Origin of the sequence: Rhizobium sp. RSm-3 (genome assembly GCF_001854685.1) — a bacterium.
Lineage (GTDB): Bacteria > Pseudomonadota > Alphaproteobacteria > Rhizobiales > Rhizobiaceae > Rhizobium > Rhizobium ecuadorense.
In genome coordinates this window covers 608,601-631,266 of record NZ_MAWZ01000001.1, presented here as the reverse complement: position 1 = coordinate 631,266, position 22,666 = coordinate 608,601, and the positions used below count along the sequence as shown (strand labels likewise).

Genomic DNA, 22,666 nt, shown 5'->3' with positions numbered 1-22,666 from the left:
ATCCCGGAACCGCAGCACACTTCCGGGCGACATGCATTAGCGGTGACGAGGCTTGGACGAAGCCTCCCAGGCACCGCCGATATCGGCGAGCTGCACCTCAATGCATTCGATATCGAGCGCAATCGAGGCGGTGCCGGACAGCGACAGCTCGATCGTGCCCTCCGGCCCCTCGCCCTTCTGCTCGAAACGCAACGCCAGCAGCGACAGCACCTCGTCCCGCTTGCCACGATCGATGCCGAGCGAGCGCACGGCCAGCACCCGCTTGAACACCAGGGCGGCGCGGCGACGCTCGAAACCCCGGCGCTTGCGCTCGGCACCTTCCCAGACGAAACGATTGACGGCAAGGGCGAACTGCGCGTCGCGCGGCGACCAGTCGATATCACCGACCTTGAAGACGCTGTCCTGCATATGCGCGGAAATGATCGCGAGGTCCTCGTTATCGAGCGCAACAAGCTTCAGGTCGGTCATTCAGGCTTAATCCCCAGCAGGCACCGCCGGAATGGCGATGCGTAGACAAGGGAAATAAGATGCTGCGGGCAATTACGCAACCGGGATGAGCGCTGCTTACTCGCTGATGCGCTCGACGACGGCGCCGCAGCGGGTTAGCTTTTCCTCGAGCCGCTCGAAACCGCGATCGAGGTGATAGACGCGAGAGACCGTGGTTTCGCCCTCGGCGGCAAGGCCGGCGATGACGAGCGAAACGGAAGCGCGCAGATCGGTCGCCATGACGGGCGCGCCGCGCAGCCGCTGGACACCCTCGATCTTCGCCGTCTGGCCGGAGAGCGTGATCCTGGCGCCGAGGCGGGCAAGCTCCTGCACATGCATGAAGCGGTTTTCGAAGATGGTCTCGGTGACGTGCGAGATGCCGGAGGAGCGGGTCATCAGCGCCATGAACTGCGCCTGCAGATCTGTGGGGAAACCCGGGAAGGGATCGGTGACGATATCGACCGGCTTGATGCCGGCGCCATTGCGCCTGACGCGCATGCCGTTGTTGGTCGACGAGATCTCGGCGCCGGCGCGGCGCAGCGTCTCCAGCGCGGTGTCGAGCAGCGCCACATCGGTATTTTCGAGCACGACGTCACCGCCGGCCATGGCGACCGCCATGGCATAGGTGCCGGTCTCGATACGATCCGGCAGCACGCGGTGGCGGGCGCCGGAGAGCGAGGTGACGCCTTCGATGGTGATGGTCGCGGTGCCGGCGCCGGAGATCTTGGCGCCCATGGCGTTCAGGCAGTTGGCGAGATCGACGACCTCTGGCTCGCGGGCGGCGTTGCCGATGACCGTCGTGCCGCGGGCAAGCGTTGCCGCCATCATCATCACATGGGTGGCGCCGACCGAGACCTTCGGGAAGGTGTAGCGCGCGCCGATCAGGCCGCCATTCGGCGCCTTGGCGTTGATATAACCGGCTTCGATCTCCATGGTGGCGCCGAGCGCCGTCAGGCCCTCGATGAAGAGATCGACGGGACGCGTGCCGATGGCACAGCCGCCCGGCAGCGACACGCGGCAATGGCCTTCGCGCGCCAGGAGCGGGCCGATGACCCAGAAGGAGGCGCGCATCTTCGAGACCAGTTCGTAGGAAGCGGTGGTATCGACGATGGTGCGGCAGGTGAAATGGATCGTGCGGGCGTAGGAATCCTCCTGGCGCTCGCGGCGGCCGTTGACGGCAACATCGACGCCGTGATTGCCGAGGATGCGCATCAACAGCTCGACATCGGCCAGGTGCGGCACGTTTTCCAGCGTCAGCGTATCGCTGGTCAGAAGCGAGGCGATCATCAGCGGCAATGCGGCATTCTTGGCGCCGGAAATCGGAATGATGCCATTCAGCTCATTACCGCCGACGATTCTGATACGATCCATGTGCGCTTACGGGCCGCGCCCGCCTTTCCTGAAAGTTCTGCCTTGAAAGAAGGTGAGGTGTTTAGGGGATTTCTTGCGAGGCTTCAATTCGTCCGGGACGGAACATTACGATTCGTCCATTTTTGCGGCGGGCAGTCCACTTGTTTCATCGGCCTGGCCGGAACGTCGAGCGCGCACCTGCTGTTTGCGTCTTGAAAGATTTTCCCGGAGTTTTTCGGCGGCGCGCTCGCGGCGCAGTTTCGCCTGTGCCTCGATTGCCTCTTTGCGGCTCTGCTGGCCGGTTTCGGTCTTGTCGTTCATGCCACAGGATTAGCCGAATTCGCGCCGATCCAAAAGGCCCTTGCAGCCCAATCCACGCGAAGTTGGAATTTGCTGCTTGCGCTTGCCGCCAAGCTGTGGCAATAGCCGCCCCGTTCCCGCGATTTGAGCCACCCGGCTCGCACGGGTCCTGGTCCTGCTGCCGTAGCTCAGTGGTAGAGCACACCCTTGGTAAGGGTGAGGTCGGTGGTTCAATCCCACTCGGCAGCACCAGTTTTCTTCAGTGACATCATAGCGATACCGCAGCGCCTGCGCTTTCATACGCTGCGCCATTCAGCATGAAAAAGCAGAACAGAACGCGAATTGCGCGGAAAATCCGTGCAGAGTGTTTCATGAACGCTCTTTCGAGACACTTGCGCCCAGCTAACGATCTCCGCGTCAGCAAGACAACTGCGATAAATCCCTTCTGTTGCTGCAGGACAAAATTGACTTTTGGGATCCCTATCCGCTCGAGCTTTCCAAAGATCGGATTTTGAAGTTCTCAGAATGAACGCCTGAGCCCGTCAGGCGGGATAACACTTTACTCCTGACTTCCCACTAAAAGTCTGGCGCTCACGGCAAATCTCCCAAAAAATCACGATTGTCTTTTGGCACTATTTCGATCATCTCGACGTGCTGGGGATATTCACTTGCAATCAAGTCAGCGAAACCGCCCAAAGTCAGTGGAGATAATTCGCTTTGAAACTTTTTGCATGGCTCTCCTGGCTAAATTGTTCGAATAAATGGACGCCCTTCCCTTCCGAAGAAAGAGGAACCCTTGGCGGAATAGTTATGCGACGACGCGGTATGAGATTTCCATTGATTGAAACTCGTATGCCGACAGCAGATGAACAACGTGAGGCACAGCTTTACTACGCCATTCGTTAGGTGGGTGGCTGCGCGTTGCCAGACAGAGAGCTGGCTCGGGAAATTTGGACAGCACGGATAAGGCTGGCATGACCAGCGCCCCGCAGAGAAAAGCAGCCTGGATCAATTTTCGATCTAAACCCATGTCGAGCCCTTAGCTTTTCGAGCATGATAGCGGTAGCAACGCTCGAACACATACAACCTATCTGCGACTAGTCGAAATTCTCCCAGCGCGCACGCCCCCCGCGATCCCTCCCACACCAACTGACATTTCGCCTCATCAGCAACAGACGATTCACCATTGTTGGCCGTGAAAATCCCGCTAGAATGGCTGTTATGGCGGCGGCTCCGCGGAGGAATAGGGAGGCGCTGCACCCTTTGTTTCTGTCGACAATCGTGGAGGAGCATTGATGGCAACTGAAAAGTGGAACAGCCCGGTCAAGGTCGGTTTCGAAGGAGCCGATCTCAGAACGGTCAATGGTCCGTTCGATGCGTTGAAATGCCTGGCGGATTTCTGGCCGAACTCGCGCGGGCTGCGTTATATCAAGGCCCGCAGCACCTGCCGGGCAGCGCTCGATGGGCGCAAGAGCGTGGAAGAGGCGAGAGCCGAGTTTCTGGCGGCGGCCGAAGAGGCGAAGCTGAAGCTGCACTAAAGTATGTCGCGCAAAAGTGTGCAGCGGTTTTGCGGCAACGACATGCGAGGAAATAAAGAGCTAAAGCGCCAGGAGCGAATCTGAAAGATCGCGACGCGTTTTAGAGCGCCGAAGCGTCCGACAGGACGCGAAAGCACGCTCCGCCCCGTTGAACCTACTCAGGCCGGCATTTCCGTAACGGAATGTGCCGGAACGGTGCAACGCTTTAATTTACTTAACCCTGCATCGAACTTGTGGCGGGTTTTGGTGCAACGGGCATTGCGCCTGGGACAGGTGTATTCCTAGAAGACGCCCAGCCATCATGATGATGGTCAGAGGCTCGTCACCTCTGCGGCAACGCAGGCGAGCCTCGTTTGAGCAGGACTGTTTTCAGCAGTCCGCGGCGCCCTCATTCTCCACCTCGATATAACCGACGCCGATGATCGTGCCATCGCCCGCGCGGATGAAGGAGGGGAGATAGTGCGGCTCGGCCGGCGTGCAGGCAACGGCGCCGGTATATTCGTTGAGAGCGATCTGGTCCTTCGGCAGCGCGGAATAATTCGTGCCGGTTTCGAGCGAGGCATAGGCGGAGCCGGCAAAGGCAGCGGCCGATATCACGGTGATTGCCGAGAGGCGAGGAAGCGACGGCATGAGGGTCTCCAGCGTTTCGATCCGGCATTTCAACCCGCGGGAGGGCACTTGGTTCCCTCAGCGCCGCAACAGGCGACTGTGCACATAACCTCGGCCGACGATACTCTCGGCGACCGCGACCGCCCGCTCGACATCGCCGCGCCGGCGCACGAAACCGTCGAGGATGACATAGGAACCGAGCACGCCGACGGTAATCTCCTCAGCGTCGAGATCTGCGGCGGCATGAAGGGCGCTCTCCACCGAAGCGCGTGTCGCCGCCTCGCCATGGCCCTGCCGGCCGGGTTCGTCATGGTCGGGGAATACAGGAAACCCGATCACTTAAGCCTCTCCTGAAGTTGGTATGTCAGGTTAACGCCGCAACAGCGCTTTCGTTGCGGTCCGCCGGTCTCGGCCGGATATTCGCGCGTATTTCTGCGGGAGCTGGTGTGGCTACCCTTGGCGGAAGCTTTCGCGGTTTCCATATTTAGTCGCAGTCGGAAGAGGGATGACGACATGAAAGTGCTGCTGCCCGCCTTATTCCCCGGGGCTTTGTTTGCCGGGGTCTTGCTCGCCGGCTGCTCGTCAGCCGATACGCCGGCGCTGGACCCCATTCCCGGCAGCATCACCTATGGCGGCCAGCCGCGGACGAAGCTCACCAAATCGCCGGTCGGCAGCGCTGTCCACCACCAGTTCTACGACGGGACCGGCCAGCGCGTTGAGGAAACTTATATTCTTCAGCCGGATCGCAGCCTGAAGCTGGTGCGGCGCGTGGTGGGGCCGGATTTCCCCGATTGAGACTTGCGCCGTTCCAGGCTTGACAGCAGCTGAAATCGCGAACATTCAAGGAACATCTAATCTTCCCCAGTGATTCTGCGGGAGCCCGACCGGACGGCTGGATGTATCTCGAAAAGCTCAATCCCCAGCAGCGCATGGCCGTCGAGCACGGCACGCTCACCGACGGCAGCCATATTGCCGGGCCGCTGCTGGTCATCGCCGGCGCCGGCTCGGGCAAGACGAATACGCTGGCGCATCGGGTTGCCCATCTGATCGTCAAGGGCGCCGATCCCCGCCGCATCCTGCTGATGACCTTCTCGCGGCGGGCCGCCGCCGAGATGGCGCGCCGCGTTGAGCGCATCTGTCGGGATGTGCTGGGTGCGAATGCCGGTGTGATGACGGATGCGCTTGCCTGGTCCGGCACCTTCCACGGCATCGGCGCGCGGCTGTTGCGCGATTATGCCCAGCAGATCGGCCTCGATGCCGATTTCACCATCCATGACCGCGAAGACAGCGCCGACCTGATGAACCTCATCCGGCACGATCTCGGCTTCTCCAAGACGGAAAGCCGGTTTCCGGCCAAAGGCACCTGCCTTGCCATCTATTCCAGGGCGGTGAATTCCGAGACGGCGCTCGACCAGGTGCTGCGCGACGCCTTTCCCTGGTGCGCGGCCTGGGAGAAACAGCTGCGCGAACTTTTCGCCTGTTACGTCGAGGCCAAGCAGAGCCAGAACGTGCTCGATTACGACGACCTCTTGCTCTACTGGGCGCAGATGGTCGGCGAGAGCGTGATTGCCGAGGATATCGGCAGCCGCTTCGACCATGTGCTGGTCGACGAATATCAGGACACCAACCGACTGCAGGCCTCGATCCTGATGGCGCTCAAGCCCCAAGGCCAGGGGCTGACCGTCGTCGGCGACGACGCGCAGTCGATCTATTCCTTCCGGGCGGCGACGGTGCGCAACATTCTCGATTTTCCCGCCGCCTTCAGCCCGGCCGCCAATATCGTCACGCTCGACCGCAACTATCGCTCGACGCAGCCGATTCTGGCCGCGGCCAACGCCGTCATCGACCTCGCCTCGGAGCGCTTCACCAAGAATCTGTGGACCGAGCGGCAATCGGCGGAGCGGCCGCGCCTCGTCACGGTGCGCGATGAGGCCGACCAGGCGCGGTATGTCGCCGACATGGTGCTCGACAATCGCGAGGAAGGCCTCAAGCTCAAGCAGCAGGCGGTGCTGTTCCGCGCCTCGCATCACAGCGGGCCGCTGGAGGTCGAGCTGACCCGACGCAACATTCCCTTCGTCAAGTTCGGCGGGCTGAAATTCCTCGACAGCGCCCATGTCAAGGACATGCTGGCCGCCCTGCGCTTCGCCCAGAACCCGCGCGACCGGGTGGCGGGCTTCCGGCTGATGCAGATCCTGCCGGGTGTCGGGCCGTCGACGGCCCAAAAGGCGCTCGACCTGATGGCCGAGGATGCGAGCCCGCTCGCGGCGCTGGCCGCCATGCCGGCGCCGCCACGCTCCGGCGAGGACTGGACGGCATTCGTTTCGATGCTGCAGGAGATGAAGTCGGGCAAGGCCGGCTGGCCGGCGGAAATCGAGCTGGCGCGGCAATGGTATGCGCCGCATCTGGAACGGCTGCATGAGGATGCGGCGACGCGGCAGGCCGATCTCTTACAGCTCGAGCAGATTGCCGGCGGTTATGCCTCGCGCGAACGTTTCCTCACCGAACTCACCCTCGATCCGCCGGATGCGACCAGCGACCAGGCCGGCGTGCCGCTGCTCGATGAGGATTATCTCATCCTCTCGACTATCCACTCGGCCAAGGGCCAGGAATGGACGAGGGTCTTCATGCTGAATGTCGTCGACGGCTGCATTCCGAGCGATCTTGCCGTCGGCGCCAGCGCCGAAATCGAGGAGGAACGCCGGCTGCTCTATGTGGCGATGACCCGCGCCCGCGATAGCCTCGACCTCGTCGTGCCGCAACGCTTCTTCACCTATGGGCAGAATGCGCAGGGCGACCGGCACGTCTATGCCTCGCGCAGCCGCTTCATTCCGGCGACGCTGCTGCAATTCTTCGAGGCCTGCAGCTGGCCGCAGGTGAAATCGGAGACCGCCGCGCAAGCGCATGTGCGGCAGATGCGCATCGATGTCGGCGCCCGCATGCGCGGCATGTGGCGATAAATCGAGTATCGTCTCAGAGAGATAGCGGCGGTTCGGCCGGCTTCAGGAAATGCTCGATCCTTGCAGCTCCCACCGCCTCGACGGACGCCGGCGACCATTTCGGATTGCGGTCCTTGTCGATGACGGCGGCGCGGATGCCTTCGAAGAAATCCGGATTATCCAGCATCTGCAGGCAGGCGCCGAGTTCGCGGCCGAGGCATTCGGCAAGCGAGGCGCTGCGGCGGCCGGCTCTCAAGAGCGCCAAAGCGAGTTTCAGGCTGGTCGGCGAGCGTGTCAGCAGCACGCCGCGGGTCTCGGCGGCGAAGTCGCCCTCCTCCTCGGCAAGGGCTGCCAGGATCTGCTCGACGCTGTCGAAACGAAAGGCGCGATCGATCATCGCCGCGTTCCGCCGCAGCCGGCTGTCTTCGGCAGGTTCCGCAAGCCCCCGCAAGAGGGCATCGACATCGCTGGCCGCGTTGCCGCGCGGCAGGGCCGACAGCGCCTCGACCACCGTGCCGAGGCGCGACGAGGCGATCTGCAGATCGGCCAGCCCGGCATGGATCGCATCGGCGGCACCGATATCGAGCCCGGTCAGCCCCAGCCACGTTCCGGCCTCGCCCGGCGCCTTCGGCAACAGCCAAGTGGCGCCGACATCGGGGACATAGCCGATGCCGGTTTCGGGCATGGCCAGGCGGGTGCGCTCGGTGACGATGCGGTGGCGGCCGTGCGAGGAGAGGCCGACGCCGCCGCCCATCGTGATGCCGTCCATCAGCGCGACATAGGGTTTGGGGTAGACGGCGATCATATGGTTGAGGCGGAATTCCTCGCGCCAGAAGGCGCTCGCGAGGCCGTCGCCGGTGCGGGCGCTCTCATGCAGGGCGCGGATATCGCCGCCGGCGCAGAAGCCGCGCTCGCCCTCCCCCGTCGCCACGACACTCGCCACCTCGGCATCATCGGCAAAGCTATCAAGCGCCTCGGTGATCATCCGGATCATCGGCAGCGTCAGGCTGTTCAACGCCCGCGGCCGGTTGAGCCGGATGATGCCGGCAGTACCCTGCCGCTCGATAATGACTTCGCCGTCCTGCATGGTTCACCTCATCCGTTACGACTAGGAATAGCCGACGATGCACCATCGCTCCAGTCGAATTAGGTCGGTTCAGGCAGACAGCGAATCCCGAGCGGAGGCGGCGGCCTCGCAGCGGGCGGCATAATCGATGGCCAGCTCCAGCGGCAGCGGCCGCGAGAAATGATAGCCCTGCGCCAGGCGAACGCCCATCGCCTTCAATCCTTCAGCGATCGCTTCGCTTTCGACGCCTTCGGCGACGGAGGCGATGCCGAGATTCTGGCAGAGACTGGCGACAGAACGGGTAATGTTCATACAACGGGCGTCGCGATCGAAATTCATCACGAAGGCCTTGTCGATCTTCAGCTTGTCGAAGCCGAGGCGATGGATATGGCTGAGGCTCGAATAGCCGGTGCCGAAATCGTCGAGCGCGATCGAGATGCCGGCAGCGCGCAGCATCGAGATAACCTGGTCGGCGGTGTCGAAATCGGAGAGCAGCGCCGTCTCGGTGATCTCGAATTCGATGCGCCGGGGATCGATGCCGGAGCGGGTGATCATGGCAAGCAGCGCCATCGAGGTCTCATGGTCGCAGATATCGCGCGCCGAAAGATTGAAGGAGAGCTTGAGATGGCGGGGAATGATCGCCAGCGCTTCGAGCGCCTTGGCAAAGAGGATGCGCGTCATCCGGCCGATGACGGCGGTGCGTTCGGCAGCCGGGATGAAGGCTGCCGGGCTGATGCGGCCGAAGCGGGCGCTGTCCCAGCGGGCGAGCGCCTCGTAACCAACGACGCGGCCGCTCTTCAATTCGACGATCGGCTGATAGTCGAGTTTCAATTCCCTGGCGAAATCGCCTGCCTGCAGCTCGAGTTCGATCAGGTGGCGCTGCGTCAGGATCTTCTCATGCTCGGCTGAAAAGAATTCGACGCCGCTGCTGCGCTTGCTCTTGACCTGGTAGAGGGCAAAATCGGCTTTCTCGTAGAGATCTTCGGCGGTGTATTCGCCGGCGTCGGGATAGACGATGCCGCAGGAACCGAAAACGCGAACCGAGCCGTCGGGGATTTCGAAAGGATCGCGGACGGCGGCGCAAAGCGCCTGGCCGAGATCGGCGATTGCCTGGCGTGTCATCGAACAGGGGAAGATGATGCCGAACTCATCGCCGCCGAGACGGGAGACGATGCCCTCTTCGCCGAGCAGCGCGCTGAAACGGCGGGCGGTCTCCTTGAGCACGAGATCGCCGGCGGCATGGCCGAAGACATCGTTGACGGGCTTGAAGCCATCGAGATCGAGAATGCCGATGACGGGCGGCCGAGACGGGTGCTTCTGCAGCCGCTGTTCCAGCGAGAGAAAGAAACTGCGGCGGTTGGCAAGGCCGGTCAGCTGGTCGTGCAGGGCGTTGCGGCTGTTGACGAGGTTCAGCTCTTCGGCTTCCGCCCGCTTCTGCTTCAACTCCTCGGTCATTCGCACGAGGCCGACGAAGTTCTGGAAATAGCTGTCGATCACCCGGAGAAAGGGCAGGATCAGGAAAAGACCGCTGACGGCGGTCGCAACGAAAACCGGATTACCCGAGAACATGAAGGTCACGACCATGGCCGAGAAGGTGATGATCGTGGTCAGCACCGCCGCCAGCGGCAGATGCATCAGACAGAAGATGCAGGAAATCCCGGTCACGACCAGGAAATAGGCGATCTGGCCCTGCTGATACGCATCGCCATATCGGTAGAGCGCGATCGCCCAGCCGCCAAAGGCAACGCACAGGATGCAGGCGCCCGCTATGGTGACCTTCATCAGCCGGTAGGCCCGCTCGGCGGTGATGTCCTTGCCTCTGGTCTCCCACCAGCAGAGCCGGAAAATACAGACGATGCTCAAGCCGACCGGAATATAACAGGAGAGCCAGAGGGGCGCGGATTGGAGATGGGTGATCGCCACCGCAAGCGCATTGATGATCAAGAGAACATAGAGAATGGGGATCTGCGACGACAGGGCCTGGAACTGCGCCGTCAGAAAAGTCGGATTGTCTTTTTGCAGCCTCAACGAGGCTAGAAAGTTCCTCATCTTCTCTTGTTTCCGTTGGCCGGGGCCAGGAGATGCTCGATTTTTCCCTATTCACGTCATGTCATGCAGGTCCCGCAGGCACGGGGATGATCAACGCGCTGATGCGCGCTCTCGCCGGAAGCGCTTTAGAAAGATGCGGCGGCGAGTGCCCGGTGGATGCTGTGCAGGTCGTCGACGTTTCTGTTCGCCAGGAAGAGTTCCCAGTCGAGCGAGCTTTGCACGATGGTTTCCAGCGAATCGTGCCTGGGCTTCCAGTCGAGCACCTGCCGGGCCAGCGAAGCGTCGGCGACGACGCTCGCCGAATCGCCGGCACGGCGCGGCGCCATGTGGATCTTGAAGGAATGGCCGTGCAGGCGGGTGACCATGTTCAAGACGTCGAGCACGGAATAGCCGCTACCATAACCGCAATTGGCGACGAGCGAGCCCTTGTCCCTGCGCAGATGCTGCAGTGCTTTCAGATGGGCATCGACCAGATCGCTGACATGGATGTAGTCGCGCACGCCGGTGCCGTCATGGGTCGGATAATCGATGCCATAGACACTGACGCTGTCACGCCTGCCGAGCGCTGCCTCGCAGGCAACCTTGATCAGGTGGGTGGCGCCTGAGGTCGACTGGCCGGCACGGTGGTCGGGATCGGCGCCGGCGACGTTGAAGTAGCGAAGCGCGACATAGTTGAAGTCATAGGCGGCAGCGGCATCGCGCAGCATGAATTCGGTCATCAGCTTCGACTGACCGTAAGGATTTTCCGGATTGAGGACGGCCGTCTCCTTCACCGGCAGATCGGTCTTTTGCTGACCATAGACGGCTGCGGTCGAAGAGAAGACGAAGTTGCGGATGCCGGCTTGGACCGACGCGGAGAGCAGCGCGCGGGTCTTGCCCGAGTTGTTGTCGTAATAGGAGAGCGGATCGGCGACCGAGACCGGGACGACGGCGGAGCCGGCGAAATGGATGATCGCCTCGATGTCGTTTTCGATGAAGATCTTCTTCAAGATGGCGGGATCGGCGACGTCGCCGAGATAGAAACGCGCCGCCGGTGCCACAGCCCAGCGAAAACCCGTGGAGAGGCTGTCGAGCACGACCACATCCTCACCCGCATCGAGCAGCGCCCAAACCATGTGACTGCCGATATATCCGGCGCCGCCCGTCACCAAAACCGCCATGTCCCGCATCCCTGCTTTGTTTTATAGCAGGGGCATCAGGCCCGGTTTTTCTTTCCAATTTTCTTATCGAATGGCCGTTGGAGGCCCTTTGAACCGGTATGTTTGGACTTGTGGTTAGAGGCCGATTTCAGGCTTTGCTCAAGTTTTATCGATCGGCCGATTCCGGCACGAAATCGCTTGGGTCGACCCCTTCTCAGCGCTTGAGGATATAGTCGCAGAGACGCTCGGCGGCGATCGCCACCTGGGCGGGATCGCGCAAAAAACAGGCGCGCAGGAAGAGTTCGCCGCCGGCGCCGAACGCGGCTCCAGGAGCAAGGCCGACGCCTGTCTTGTCGACGATGTCGATCGCAGTACCGCGGCTGTCGGTGACGCCGTCGATCTTCAGGAAGGCGTAAAGCGCGCCGTCCGGCTTCAGCGTTTCGACGCGGTTGGTGGCGACGAGAGCATCGCAGAGAATATCACGGGCGCGGGCCGCCTTGGCGATATTGGCGGCAACGAAATCGTCGCCCTGATCAAGGGCTGCGACGGCGCCCTTCTGCATGAACTGGGCGACGCCCGATGTCGAATACTGGATGAGGTTTTCGAGCACCTGGCCCATCTCGGGCGGGGCGACGACCCAGCCGACGCGCCAGCCGGTCATCGACCAGTTCTTCGAGAAGGAATTGACGAAGATGATCTTGTCGTCGGGCTCCGTCACATCGAGGAAGGAGGGCGCCCGGCCGCCGGCGAAATAATAGAGGGCGTAGATTTCATCCGCCATGATCCAGAGGTCGTGCCGGCGGGCCAGCGCCAGAATATCGGCAAGATCCTTCTTCGTCGCCGTCCAGCCCGTCGGGTTCGACGGCGTGTTGACGAAGATGCCCCTGGTCTTCGGCGTGATGGCGGCTTCGACGCGGTTCAGATCGACCGCCCATTTGCCGCCTTCGAACTGCAGCTCGACGCCGACGGAGCGCGCACCGGCAATCTCCAGGGCGGCGGCGATATTCGGCCAGGCGGGGGTGAGATAGACGAACTCGTCACCCGGCGAGGTCAGCGCCTGCACGCAGAGCTGGATCGCCTGCATGCCGGAGCCGGTGACATAGAAATGCTCGACCGGAAGCCGGATTCCGAAATGCCTGTGGTAATAATCCGAAAGCGCCTGGCGAAGCTCGGGAATGCCCCGCTGCCAGGTGTAGAAGGTCTCGCCTGAAGCAAGCGCGTCCATCGCCGCCCTGCTGATGAAATCGGGCGTCGGCAGGTCGCCTTCCCCTACCCAGAGCGGCAGCAGGCCTTCGCGGCCACGGGCATAATTGACGACTTCGACGATCCCGCTTTCTGGCGCCGCCATGGCGCGCGGGCTGAGGCTCTTCACGATCGACATGCATATCTCCAGTTTCCGCCTTCATAGTGGATTTGCGCCGGCAAATCCCATGATATCCAGTGATGGCATATCGATTTTCGTGATGAATGGCAGGGGCGGAGTGAAGCACCCTTGGAGATCGACGCTTGCCCCTCATCCGCCTGCCGGCACCTCTGCCGGGGTCGAGCCACGGGTCTCGACCCGTCCTTCGGACCCCCGCTCGCGGGGCGAAGGGGATGCGGCAACCTCTCCGTCCCTCGCTAGGCTCTCGCAGGGCACGTCCCCTCGCCCCGTTTACGGGGAGAGGGGGAGGGGAAAATCACGCGCACGGACGGCAATGGGCATGCGGGGGCGGGAGCGAAACATCCGGCGCAATGTGCCTCAGTCCGCCGCTTGAAGCCGCAGCCTCCAGCCTCGATCAGGCCGTCGGGCGGCTGGCCAGCAAATCGCGGATCTCCGTCAGCAGCTGAACATCAGCCGGCGGCGGGGGCAGCTCTTCCGGTGCTGCCTTTTCCTGGCGCTCGACCTGCAGGCGCAGATAGTTCACACCCTTGACCATCAGGAAGATGATCCAGGCAAGGATCAGGAAATTGATGAGAACGGTGAGGAAGCTGCCATAGGCAAAGACCGCCCCTTGGGCGCGGGCGGCGGCAAGGGTCGGGGCGTTGACGGCCGAGGAAAGCGGCAGGAAGTAATTCGAAAAATCGAAACCGCCGAAAATGGCGCCGACGATCGGCATGATCAGGTCGTCGACCAGAGATTTGACGATGCCGCCGAAGGCGCCGCCGATGATGACGCCGACCGCCAAATCCATAACATTGCCGCGGGCGATAAAGGCCTTGAATTCGTTGAGCATCGGATCCGTCTCCCTTCGATCCATTTCAGAGAGTATGCGATGGATTTCATTAGCTACATCTTCATTGCAATTAATCAATCGGCAATCGCAATTATTCGGCAATACGCCCGGCGGCCTTTGACTTAAGGCCTAGATGGGCGGGAATTTTCAACGCGACTGAAATGACTTAAGCTGATCTACGTTGCGGGAGGTCCCGGCGGCTTTCCGCCGGCGGAGGGTCAATGCTTCCAGGCTGGGTCATATTCGCGTCTGCCTTCGGCTATCTGCTTCTGCTTTTCGCCGTGGCAAGCTATGGCGACCGCAAGAAGCGCGGCCCGGGCGCGCTCGAAGGCGGATGGCCGGTGGTCTATGCGCTGAGCCTGGCGATCTACTGCACCTCCTGGACCTATTTCGGCAGTGTCGGGCTTGCGGCGCAGCGCGGCCTGGAATTTGCCGGCATCTATATCGGACCCATCCTGGTCTTCACCCTCGGCATGCCGCTGCTTCGCCGCATTATCGAACTCGCCAAGGCGGAGAAACTCACCTCGGTCGCCGATTTCGTCGCCGCGCGCTACGGCAAGAACCCGACGGTCGCCACCATCGTGGCGCTGATCTCGCTGATCGGCACCATTCCCTATATCGCGCTGCAGCTGAAGGCGATTTCCAGCACCGTCAGCGCCATGGTCAATCCGTCCGATTACGGCATCGGCAGCGGCAATCTCTACTTCCTCGACCTGCCGCTCTTGGCAACGCTGGTGCTGGCCTGCTTCGCCATCATGTTCGGCACCCGGCACACGGATGCGACGGAGCATCAGGACGGGCTGATCCTGGCCGTCTCGATGGAATCCGTGGTCAAGCTCGTCGCCTTCCTGACGGCCGGCATCTGCGTCATCTGGTTTCTCTTCGACGGCCCGGCCGATCTCTGGCAGAAGACGGTCGACAACGGCCTCGTCATGTCGGCGCTCAGCTACCACACGCCGATCAGCCGCTGGATCACCCTGATCGCCCTGTCGGCCTTCGCGATCATCCTGCTGCCGCGGCAATTCCACGTGACGGTCGTCGAAAACCGGACGCCGAAACAGCTGAAACTCGCGGGCTTCCTGTTTCCGAGCTACCTGATCGCGATCAATCTCTTCGTGCTGCCGGTGGCGATCGGCGGCCTGCTGACCTTCGGCGGTGCTGGTAACGCCGATTTCTACATGCTGTCGCTGCCGCTGGCCGGCGAGATGCCCGTGGTGTCGCTGATCACCTTCATCGGCGGCTTCTCGGCCGCGACGGCGATGGTCATCGTCGATTCCGTGGCGTTGTCGATCATGGTGTCGAACGACATCATCATGCCGATCTTCCTGAGGCGCAAACTCGCCGGCCGCGCCAGCCAGCGCGACAATTTCGCCAAGACGCTGCTCAACATCCGCCGCAGCGCCATTTTCGCCGTGTTGTTGTTCGGCTACGCCTATTACCGCTCGACCGACAGCACCGCCGGTCTTGCCTCGATCGGCTTGCTTTCCTTTGCAGCGATCGCGCAGATCGCCCCTGCCCTCGTCGGCGGGCTGATCTGGCGGCGGGCCAATGCACGCGGCGCGATCCTCGGGCTGACCTCGGGCTTCGTCATCTGGGTCTACCTCTTGTTCCTGCCCTCGCTCGGCGGACCCGATTATTCCTATGTGGCAAGCGCCGTGCTCGGCTTCATCTTTCCCGGCACCACGCTGTTTGCCGCGCCCGACGCCGATCCGCTGGTCAATGCGACCGTCATGAGCCTGCTCGTCAATACCGCCTTCTTCATCGTCGGCTCGCTCACCCGCAATGCCAGGCCGCTGGAACGGATCCAGGCCGGCATCTTCGTCAAACGGCATTCGCGCTCGCAATTTGCCACGCGCGGCTGGAAGACGCGCATCAGCGTCGGCGATCTCAAGGCGGCGATCTCGCGCTATCTCGGCGAAGAGCGCATGCAGCGCTCGTTCACCACTTACGAACAAAGCTCCGGCCGCAAGCTGGAGGACGAACAGCCGGCCGATATGGCGCTCATCCATTTCAGCGAGCAGCTGCTCGGCAGCGCCATCGGCTCGTCCTCGGCCCGGCTGGTGCTGTCCTTGATCCTGCAGAAGACCGAGGACGCCTCTTCCGACACCGCCTGGCTGCTCGACCAGGCGAGCGAGGCGCTGCAATATAACCAGGATATGCTGCAGACCGCCCTTTCGCAGATGGACCAGGGCATCGCCGTCTTCGACAGCTCCAACCGGCTGACGATCTGGAACCGGCGCTTCCGGCAATTGCTGGACCTGCCGGAAAGTGCCGGTCAGGTCGGCTTCCCCTTGGCCGATATTGTCAAAACACTCAGCGAGCGCGGCGACATCGCGCCTGGCGATCTCAGCCAGACGGTTCGGCATTTCCTGACGCTCGACAAGCCCTTCGCACTGGTGCTTGGTGGCGGTGAGCGGATCATCGAGGTGCGCTCCAACGCGATGCCTGATAAGGGCATTGTCGCCACCTTCACCGATATCACCCAGCGCGTCAGTGCCGACCAGGCGCTGAAACAGGCGAACGAGACGCTGGAGCAGCGCGTCGCTGAACGCACGGCCGAGCTGACCCGCGTCAACCACGAACTCGGCGAGGCGCGGGCCGCCGCCGACGAGGCGAATATCGGCAAGACCCGTTTCTTCGCCGCCGCCGGCCACGACATCCTGCAGCCGCTGAACGCCGCCAGGCTCTATTCCTCGGCGCTGGTCGAACGCATGGCGCAATCCGATAATGGCCCGATCGTGCGCAACATCGATTCGGCGCTGGAATCGGTCGAAACCATTCTCGGCGCCGTGCTCGATATCTCGAGGCTCGATACCGGCGCCATGCGGCCGCGGCTGGCTGCAGTCGCGCTTTCCGATCTGCTGAAGCGGATCGAGACCGATTTCGCGCCGATCGCCCGCGAAAAACAGCTGAAGCTGGTGGTCATGCCGACATCGCTCAGGGTGCGCTCCGACCCCAATTTGCTGCGCCGGCTGGTGCAGAACCTCGTTTCCAACGCCATCAAATATACGATCACCGGCAAGGTGCTGGTCGGGGCGCGGCGGCGCGGCAACCAGGTGATCATCCAGGTGATCGATTCCGGCATCGGCATTCCGCCGTCGAAATTCCGCACCGTGTTCAAGGAATTCGCCCGGCTGGACGAAGGCGCGAAAACCGCCTCCGGCCTCGGGCTCGGCCTTTCGATCGTCGACCGCATCGCCCGCGTGCTCAACCATCCGGTCGAACTGCAATCGACGCATGGCAAGGGCACGGAGTTCCGCATCGCCATGCCGCTCGACGTCTCGCGCCCGGCCGAGGCGGCAGCGGCTATCGCTCCCACTGAGCGGCCCGGGCAGCCGCTCAAGGGGCTGAAGATCCTCTGCATCGACAACGAGCCGAAGATTCTCGAAGGCATGCGGCTGCTGCTCAGCGGCTGGGGCTGCGAGGTCGCGGCGCTCGATTGCCTCGCCGACGTGATCGCAAGCGACGGCCGTGACGGGCCGCCGGATCTTATCATCGCCGACTATCATCTCGACGACGGCACCGGCATTGCCGCGATCCTGCATCTGCGCCGGCAGTTCGGCGCCGACATCCCCGCTTTGCTGGTTACCGCCGATCGCACGCCTGAAGTGCGCAGCGAGGCCGAGCGGCAAGACATCGCCGTTCAGCACAAACCGGTGCGGCCGGCGGCGCTGCGGGCCTATATCACCCAGATTTCCGGTCTCAAGCGCGCGGCTGCGGAGTAAGAGCCAGGCTCAATCCGTCGTGGTCATGACGCGTGCGACCAGATCGAGCACCCGCGCGGCATCCGGCACGTCGCCGAACAGGATGCGATACATGATCGGGGCCACCACCTCGTCCATGACGCGGTCGACATCCGGAAAGACCTCGCCGCGGGCCTTTGCCCTCTCGGCGATGACGACGATCTGCTGGCGGGTATATTCTGCGCATTTGCAGGCATTGGCGCCCGCCTGCGCCGCCAGCACGTCGCGGATCATCTCGCGGCCCGGCCCGGAGGACATTTCCTCGGCATATTGCTCGGCCCAGGCTTCAAGGTCGGCCTTGCCGCTGCCGGCGTCGACCGGCTGCATATCCGGGCGCAGCCGTTCGACGGCGACATCGGCGAGAAGCTGCTGCAGGTCGCCCCAGCGGCGGTAGATGGTCGACGGGGTCACACCGGCGCTGGCGGCGATCAGCGGGATCGTCACCTCGGCGCGGTTCATCTCGTCCAGCAGCTCGCGGACCGCCTTGTGCACCGATGCCTGAACCCGGGCGCTTCTGCCGCCCGGACGGAGATTCTCTTTTACTGCCATGCCTGCACCCGTTCCCGATCTCCATGGTTCAAAATCTTTGACAGAACCATAAACGCAAAGAATTTGCCTTTACTCTGCATTCGCCCTACATGGATCTAACGCAACGGCTTAGCTTTAAGAGGGCTTATATATGGTCGCCGCAGCCAAATCCACCGGGAATGCGCAGAGCCCCTCGATCGGTTTTCATGCGCTGACGCTCGCCGCCTTCTTCGGCGCTTCCGCGGCGCCGACGCCGCTCTACCGGATTTATCAGGAGAATTTCTCGCTCTCGCCGCTGCTGATCACCGTGGTCTTTTCCGTCTACGCTTTCGCGCTGCTGGCGGCGCTGCTGACCGCCGGTTCGATCTCCGACCATCTCGGCCGCAAGCCGGTGATCTTCTTCGCGCTGGTGCTCGAAATCATCGCCATGGCGCTCTTCGTCGTCGCCAGCGGCCCGGGCTGGCTGATCGCGGCGCGGATCGTCCAGGGTGTTGCAACCGGGATCGCCGGCGCCTCGCTCGGCGCCGCTCTGGTCGATGTCGACCGGGCAAAGGGGCAGATCGTCAATTCGATCGCGCCGCTTTGCGGCATGGCGGTGGGCGCGATCGGCACCAGCGCCCTGATCCAATACGGCCCCTTCCCGATGCATCTCATTTATGCGCTGCTGCTCGCCACCTTCACCCTGCTGGCGGCCGGCATCTGGCTGACGCACGAGACCGGCGGCACACGGCCGGGCGCGCTCGATTCGCTGATCCCCAGGGTCACCGTTCCCCAGCAGGTGAAGCGGCCGCTGTCGCTGGTGACGCCGATCAACATCGCCAACTGGACGCTTGCCGGCTTCTACCTCTCGCTGGTTCCGTCGCTGGTCGCCAGCACGACCGCCAGTAAGGCGCCGCTAACCGGCGGAGCGGTGGTGACTGCACTGATGGTGAGCGGCGCGACCGCCGTTTATCTCAGGCGCAGCAAGTCGGCCTCGGCCAATCTCGGCTTCGGCGTGTCGGCCAAGACGCTCGGCATTCTGACGGTCGTTGCCGGCGTGCATCTTGCCAATGTGCCGCTGCTGCTGATCGGCACGGTCTTCACCGGCGCCGGTTTCGGCACCAATTTCCTCGGTTCGATCGGCACCATCATGCCGCTCGCCAAGGCAGATGAACGGGCCGGACTGCTATCGGCCTTTTACGTGCAGAGCTATCTCGCCTTCAGCCTGCCGGCGATCCTTGCCGGCTTCCTGGCGAAATCGGCCGGTTATGCGCTGACGACAGACATTTATGCGACTGTAATTCTGCTGCTGATGGGCGCCGGACTGCTGGGGCTTCGCGCCGGACGGCGGAAGGCGGCGGCCTGAGGACGGCCGCCGCGAACACCTCCATCCCGTTGAACGGATCGGATCAGAAATCCTCCCAGCCATGCTCGGCCGGAGTTGTCGCCTTCGAGCCGCCGCCGAGCGCGGCCGCCAGCGTCTTCTTCAACGCACGGGCCGGCGAGGGAACCGGGATGGCCGCGTGCGACGATACGATTTTCGGAGCGGCGAGCGGACGCGGCGCATTGGACCGCGATAGCGCCGGCGTCATGCCCGTGCCCGCATCGAGGCGAAACTGGCCCAATCGCCCGGACAGGGCAGAGACCTCGGTCGCAAGCGTGTGGGCTGCCGCATTCGACTCCTCGACCATCGCCGCATTCTTCTGCGTCGCCTGATCCATCTGATTGACGGCGGTGTTGATTTCCTGCAGGCCGGTCGACTGCTCGCGGGCGGATTGAACGATCGCGTGAACATTGCGGTCGATCTGCTGCACCTCCTGAACGATCCCCTCCAAGGCATCGCCGGTCTCACGCACCAGGGCCACACCATGGCGCACCTGGCCGCCGGAAGCGCCGATCAGCGCCTTGATCTCCTTGGCCGCGCCGGCCGAGCGCTGCGCCAGCTCCCGGACCTCCTGAGCGACGACGGCAAAGCCCTTGCCGGCTTCCCCGGCGCGCGCGGCCTCGACGCCGGCATTCAGCGCAAGCAGATTGGTCTGGAAGGCGATCTCGTCGATGACGCCGATGATATTGGAGATCGACTTGGAGGACTGTTCGATGTCGTTCATCGCTTCGACAGCCCGCTGCACGATCTGGCCGGAGCGTTCGGCATTTTCCTTCGTGCGAACGACCATCGACCCGGCTTCTTCGGCACGCGCCGTGGAATCCTTGACGGATGTGGTGATCTGTTCGAGCGCTGCGGCCGTTTGCTCAACGGAGGCAGCCTGCTGTTCCGTCCGGCGCGCAAGATCGTCGGCCGCGGAACGGATTTCCTCGGTGCCGCTTTGGATGACCTCGGCATTTTGCGAGAACGACACCAGTGCCGAGCGCAGTTTGACGACCGACTCGTTGAAATTGATGCGGGTCTCGTCAAGCGTCGCCGCGAAAGGATGCTCGAGCGCACTGGTCATGTCGCCTTCGGCAAGCTTGGCCAAACCAAGCGCCAATTCACCGACGGCAAATTTGACGTCCGCTTCCTGGGCCTCGTCGATCCGGGCGCGCTCGGCACGCTCCCTTTCCTGCAGCGCACGGTTTTCCTCCGCCTCGGCCTCCAGACGCGCCCTGTCGCGATTGCTCTCCATCAGCGCCTTCAGCGAGCGCGAGAGATCGCCGATTTCGTCCTTGGCGTCGCCATCCTTGAGGGGCACATCGAGTTTGCCTGCGGCAATCTCGGCAGTCTCGGCGATGACGCTGGAAATCCGGCCGACGAAGCGGCGGGCGATCAGCCACACGGCAAGGCCGAGCAGCACCGCCGCCAGGCCCGTCGCGACGATCGCATCCCGCACGACGGCATAGAGCGGCCCGAACAGTGTTGCCTTCGGGACCGAAACGATCGCATACCAATTGGGGCTCTCGGCAAGCTTGACGGCGCTGGCAATCGCCAGCGAGACGCTGCCGTCCTCGTTGGTCACCTCACGCTCAACCCCGGGATTGGCGATCAGACGGTCCCAATCCGCCGTCTTCGCCCCGGTCTCGGAAAGGCTCTTGCCGATGAGGCCTGCATCCGGGTGACTGACGATCTTGCCGGCGCTGGTCACCAGGCCGAGGAAGCCCGCACCCATCGGTCGAACGGCTGACAGCGCCTTGTTGGTGTCCTGAAGCGAAAGGTCAAGGCCGGCAACGCCGACCGCTTTGCCGTCGATGACAATCGGCTTGGTGACAGAGGTCATCAACACGTCTTTGCCATCGATCGCATAGGAATACGGCTCGATGATCACAGTTTTGCGCTGCGTGAAGGGCAGCTGATAGTAGTCGCCCGCTCCAGCCACTGTGTAATCGGTCAAAGCCGTATGGGTGATCTGGCCGCCGCTGCGCACCCAATAGGGCACATAGCGGCCCGTCGCGTCGTGTCCTTCCTTGCCGACATAGTCCTTGTCCTTGCCGTCGAAAGCATTGGGCTCCCATCCGGTCCATGTCCCAAGGACTGGCGGGTTGGCTTGCAGCATGTTGAGCAGGACCTTGTCCGCCTTGGCGCGATCGGTGTCTCCCAGCTCCTTCATCGTCGTCAGCACGGTGTCAAGTCCGTTGACGATATGCACAGTGCCGCCGATATCGCTTTCGACTTTCAACGCCTCTGATGTCGCGATCTGGCGCATCTGCTCGATGCTGCCGCTGCGAATTTCGGTATAGGACCGATAGAAAATGACGCTGGAAGCGACAATAACGGCAATGACGCCGCAGGCCGCCACAGAGAAAAGATTGCGACTTGTCGTAGACTTGAAAAGCATGTTCCCGCCCGCCTTCGCTGCTGTACTGGCGCACGCCTTCAGTCCCATTCGCCGGCGCGTTTAGACAATCGTCATCCAGCAAAAACTGAAGGCCTCCCAATATTCATGCTGGCAAAATTTGATTAAAAGAAGGTTCTTATTGTCTAAGTGCCTGACCGGAAAAGAGCTAACCGAAATCAGCCAGTTGCGATTCTGTTTGTTTGCTTAGGACGAATGGAGACCACAATGGACTTGACTGATTTCACAACCGTTTCAGCTCGGCAAGATCGGGCCAAGACCCGCTATAAGAGCTGCCGCAAGCGAGCCAATCCCAAGACGGCGACCGTATTCGCATCCTGTATTTCACCGGTGAGGATCATCGTTTCGACTACGGACAACGGAAAAGCGGCCGTAACGAGATCCTGTTCCTCGTGATCTGGAGAGCTGATCCCGGCTTCGAGTTCCGTCGCCAGATAGGCCCGGTATTTCTGCGTTGCGGTGCCGTATAAGGGATATAGTTCGCCAATCAATTTAATCGCGCCCGCCAGGAGACCGGTTTCCTCTAGTAACTCGCCTCGCGCCAAATCTTCGGGCATTGCATTTGGATCTTCCTCCCAGCTTCCCTGCGGCAGCTCCCATTGCCGCCGTTTAATTGGGTAGCGGTATTGCTCGACGAGGTGGACCACCCCATCATGGATGGGCAAGATGATTACGAAGTCCGGCTTTTCAACAACGCCATAAATGCCGTCAGAGCCGTCGGCGCGACGGATGGCGTCTTCGCGGACTTTCATCCAACGGTTTTCATAGACAAGTCGGCTTTCAAGCGTTTGGATGGCTGCGGGTTTGCTCATTCGTAGGTCCTTTTGGCTGTCTATAAGGCTAGCGAACTCGATTCCAACCAGAGCGCGATTGATCACGCTTACTCGGCTGGCGGCACATAGACGGCTAGCCATAAGCAATTTACGGTATTGTTCAGGGCAG

At 62.3% G+C, this 22,666-nt stretch carries 18 protein-coding genes and 1 tRNA gene; 6 read left to right on the top strand and 13 right to left on the bottom strand.

Annotated features, from left to right (window positions below):
- Positions 1–36: 36 nt before the first annotated feature.
- From BBJ66_RS03085 to BBJ66_RS03075, 3 genes are all read right to left on the bottom strand, one after another.
- Positions 37–468, bottom strand: coding sequence for a DUF2948 family protein (locus tag BBJ66_RS03085; protein WP_071084885.1), 432 nt, complete (start codon positions 466–468; stop codon positions 37–39).
- 96 nt (positions 469–564) lie between these two features.
- Positions 565–1,857: a UDP-N-acetylglucosamine 1-carboxyvinyltransferase gene (gene murA / locus BBJ66_RS03080; protein ID WP_071084883.1), complete on the bottom strand. Its 1,293-nt coding sequence runs from the start codon at positions 1,855–1,857 to the stop codon at positions 565–567.
- A gap of 105 nt (positions 1,858–1,962) precedes the next feature.
- On the bottom strand, positions 1,963–2,157 hold the full coding sequence (locus BBJ66_RS03075; RefSeq protein ID WP_049732877.1) for a hypothetical protein: 195 nt from the start codon (positions 2,155–2,157) through the stop codon (positions 1,963–1,965).
- Positions 2,158–2,313: 156 nt separating this feature from the next.
- Between BBJ66_RS03075 and BBJ66_RS03070 the strand changes: the two genes are divergently transcribed.
- Positions 2,314–2,388: transfer RNA gene (locus BBJ66_RS03070), tRNA-Thr, on the top strand.
- 1,043 nt (positions 2,389–3,431) lie between these two features.
- Positions 3,432–3,674: a DUF982 domain-containing protein gene (locus BBJ66_RS03065; protein ID WP_049732818.1), complete on the top strand. Its 243-nt coding sequence runs from the start codon at positions 3,432–3,434 to the stop codon at positions 3,672–3,674.
- A 369-nt stretch (positions 3,675–4,043) separates the two neighbouring features.
- Here the strand turns inward: BBJ66_RS03065 and BBJ66_RS03060 are convergent, their stop codons facing one another.
- Positions 4,044–4,304, bottom strand: a complete 261-nt coding sequence (locus BBJ66_RS03060; RefSeq protein WP_049732817.1) for a hypothetical protein — start codon at positions 4,302–4,304, stop codon at positions 4,044–4,046.
- A 57-nt stretch (positions 4,305–4,361) separates the two neighbouring features.
- Positions 4,362–4,622 (bottom strand): BON domain-containing protein, encoded by a 261-nt coding sequence (locus BBJ66_RS03055; RefSeq protein ID WP_049732816.1) that lies wholly within the window; start codon positions 4,620–4,622, stop codon positions 4,362–4,364.
- Positions 4,623–4,796: 174 nt separating this feature from the next.
- On the opposite strand from BBJ66_RS03055, the gene BBJ66_RS03050 reads away from it, so the two are divergent.
- Entirely contained in the window at positions 4,797–5,078 is a 282-nt protein-coding gene (locus BBJ66_RS03050) for a hypothetical protein (RefSeq protein WP_071084881.1), read from the top strand.
- Positions 5,079–5,179: 101 nt separating this feature from the next.
- On the top strand, positions 5,180–7,240 hold the full coding sequence (locus BBJ66_RS03045; protein WP_071084879.1) for an ATP-dependent helicase: 2,061 nt from the start codon (positions 5,180–5,182) through the stop codon (positions 7,238–7,240).
- Positions 7,241–7,253: 13 nt separating this feature from the next.
- On the opposite strand, the gene BBJ66_RS03040 is transcribed toward BBJ66_RS03045, so the two are convergent.
- From BBJ66_RS03040 to mscL, 5 genes are all read right to left on the bottom strand, one after another.
- Positions 7,254–8,306, bottom strand: a complete 1,053-nt coding sequence (locus tag BBJ66_RS03040) for an enoyl-CoA hydratase/isomerase family protein (RefSeq protein ID WP_071084877.1) — start codon at positions 8,304–8,306, stop codon at positions 7,254–7,256.
- 69 nt (positions 8,307–8,375) lie between these two features.
- Positions 8,376–10,334, bottom strand: coding sequence for a putative bifunctional diguanylate cyclase/phosphodiesterase (locus BBJ66_RS03035; protein ID WP_049732813.1), 1,959 nt, complete (start codon positions 10,332–10,334; stop codon positions 8,376–8,378).
- A 125-nt stretch (positions 10,335–10,459) separates the two neighbouring features.
- Positions 10,460–11,494: a UDP-glucose 4-epimerase GalE gene (gene galE / locus BBJ66_RS03030; RefSeq protein ID WP_049732812.1), complete on the bottom strand. Its 1,035-nt coding sequence runs from the start codon at positions 11,492–11,494 to the stop codon at positions 10,460–10,462.
- A 193-nt stretch (positions 11,495–11,687) separates the two neighbouring features.
- Positions 11,688–12,854 (bottom strand): pyridoxal phosphate-dependent aminotransferase, encoded by a 1,167-nt coding sequence (locus BBJ66_RS03025; RefSeq protein WP_071084875.1) that lies wholly within the window; start codon positions 12,852–12,854, stop codon positions 11,688–11,690.
- Positions 12,855–13,251: 397 nt separating this feature from the next.
- Positions 13,252–13,689 carry a large conductance mechanosensitive channel protein MscL gene (gene mscL / locus BBJ66_RS03020; RefSeq protein ID WP_049732903.1) on the bottom strand — a complete coding sequence of 146 codons (438 nt, stop codon included), beginning with the start codon at positions 13,687–13,689 and terminating at the stop codon, positions 13,252–13,254.
- A gap of 221 nt (positions 13,690–13,910) precedes the next feature.
- On the opposite strand from mscL, the gene BBJ66_RS03015 reads away from it, so the two are divergent.
- Complete coding sequence (locus BBJ66_RS03015) at positions 13,911–17,414, top strand: PAS domain-containing hybrid sensor histidine kinase/response regulator (protein WP_071084873.1); 3,504 nt, start codon at positions 13,911–13,913, stop codon at positions 17,412–17,414.
- A 9-nt stretch (positions 17,415–17,423) separates the two neighbouring features.
- Here BBJ66_RS03015 and BBJ66_RS03010 read toward each other — a convergent pair whose 3' ends face one another.
- Positions 17,424–17,981 (bottom strand): TetR/AcrR family transcriptional regulator, encoded by a 558-nt coding sequence (locus BBJ66_RS03010; RefSeq protein WP_071084871.1) that lies wholly within the window; start codon positions 17,979–17,981, stop codon positions 17,424–17,426.
- Between the two features lie 130 nt (positions 17,982–18,111).
- Between BBJ66_RS03010 and BBJ66_RS03005 the strand changes: the two genes are divergently transcribed.
- Positions 18,112–19,305 carry an MFS transporter gene (locus BBJ66_RS03005; protein ID WP_071084869.1) on the top strand — a complete coding sequence of 398 codons (1,194 nt, stop codon included), beginning with the start codon at positions 18,112–18,114 and terminating at the stop codon, positions 19,303–19,305.
- Positions 19,306–19,348: 43 nt separating this feature from the next.
- On the opposite strand, the gene BBJ66_RS03000 is transcribed toward BBJ66_RS03005, so the two are convergent.
- Both BBJ66_RS03000 and BBJ66_RS02995 read right to left on the bottom strand, forming a co-directional pair.
- Positions 19,349–21,706, bottom strand: coding sequence for a methyl-accepting chemotaxis protein (locus tag BBJ66_RS03000; protein WP_071084867.1), 2,358 nt, complete (start codon positions 21,704–21,706; stop codon positions 19,349–19,351).
- Positions 21,707–21,987: 281 nt separating this feature from the next.
- A complete protein-coding gene (locus tag BBJ66_RS02995) occupies positions 21,988–22,536 on the bottom strand; it encodes an NUDIX domain-containing protein (protein WP_071085005.1) in 549 nt (182 codons plus the stop codon).
- Between the last annotated feature and the right edge of the window lie 130 nt (positions 22,537–22,666).

What these genes read in the sequence shown, in the direction of transcription:
- BBJ66_RS03085 (WP_071084885.1), bottom strand. Translation starts at nt 468, where the DNA reads ATGACCGACCTGAAGCTTGTTGCGCTCGATAACGAGGACCTCGCGATC.
- murA (WP_071084883.1), bottom strand. Translation starts at nt 1,857, where the DNA reads ATGGATCGTATCAGAATCGTCGGCGGTAATGAGCTGAATGGCATCATT.
- BBJ66_RS03075 (WP_049732877.1), bottom strand. Translation starts at nt 2,157, where the DNA reads ATGAACGACAAGACCGAAACCGGCCAGCAGAGCCGCAAAGAGGCAATC.
- BBJ66_RS03065 (WP_049732818.1), top strand. Translation starts at nt 3,432, where the DNA reads ATGGCAACTGAAAAGTGGAACAGCCCGGTCAAGGTCGGTTTCGAAGGA.
- BBJ66_RS03060 (WP_049732817.1), bottom strand. Translation starts at nt 4,304, where the DNA reads ATGCCGTCGCTTCCTCGCCTCTCGGCAATCACCGTGATATCGGCCGCT.
- BBJ66_RS03050 (WP_071084881.1), top strand. Translation starts at nt 4,797, where the DNA reads ATGAAAGTGCTGCTGCCCGCCTTATTCCCCGGGGCTTTGTTTGCCGGG.
- BBJ66_RS03045 (WP_071084879.1), top strand. Translation starts at nt 5,180, where the DNA reads ATGTATCTCGAAAAGCTCAATCCCCAGCAGCGCATGGCCGTCGAGCAC.
- BBJ66_RS03040 (WP_071084877.1), bottom strand. Translation starts at nt 8,306, where the DNA reads ATGCAGGACGGCGAAGTCATTATCGAGCGGCAGGGTACTGCCGGCATC.
- BBJ66_RS03035 (WP_049732813.1), bottom strand. Translation starts at nt 10,334, where the DNA reads ATGAGGAACTTTCTAGCCTCGTTGAGGCTGCAAAAAGACAATCCGACT.
- galE (WP_049732812.1), bottom strand. Translation starts at nt 11,494, where the DNA reads ATGGCGGTTTTGGTGACGGGCGGCGCCGGATATATCGGCAGTCACATG.
- BBJ66_RS03025 (WP_071084875.1), bottom strand. Translation starts at nt 12,854, where the DNA reads ATGTCGATCGTGAAGAGCCTCAGCCCGCGCGCCATGGCGGCGCCAGAA.
- mscL (WP_049732903.1), bottom strand. Translation starts at nt 13,689, where the DNA reads ATGCTCAACGAATTCAAGGCCTTTATCGCCCGCGGCAATGTTATGGAT.
- BBJ66_RS03015 (WP_071084873.1), top strand. Translation starts at nt 13,911, where the DNA reads ATGCTTCCAGGCTGGGTCATATTCGCGTCTGCCTTCGGCTATCTGCTT.
- BBJ66_RS03010 (WP_071084871.1), bottom strand. Translation starts at nt 17,981, where the DNA reads ATGGCAGTAAAAGAGAATCTCCGTCCGGGCGGCAGAAGCGCCCGGGTT.
- BBJ66_RS03005 (WP_071084869.1), top strand. Translation starts at nt 18,112, where the DNA reads ATGGTCGCCGCAGCCAAATCCACCGGGAATGCGCAGAGCCCCTCGATC.
- BBJ66_RS03000 (WP_071084867.1), bottom strand. Translation starts at nt 21,706, where the DNA reads ATGCTTTTCAAGTCTACGACAAGTCGCAATCTTTTCTCTGTGGCGGCC.
- BBJ66_RS02995 (WP_071085005.1), bottom strand. Translation starts at nt 22,536, where the DNA reads ATGAGCAAACCCGCAGCCATCCAAACGCTTGAAAGCCGACTTGTCTAT.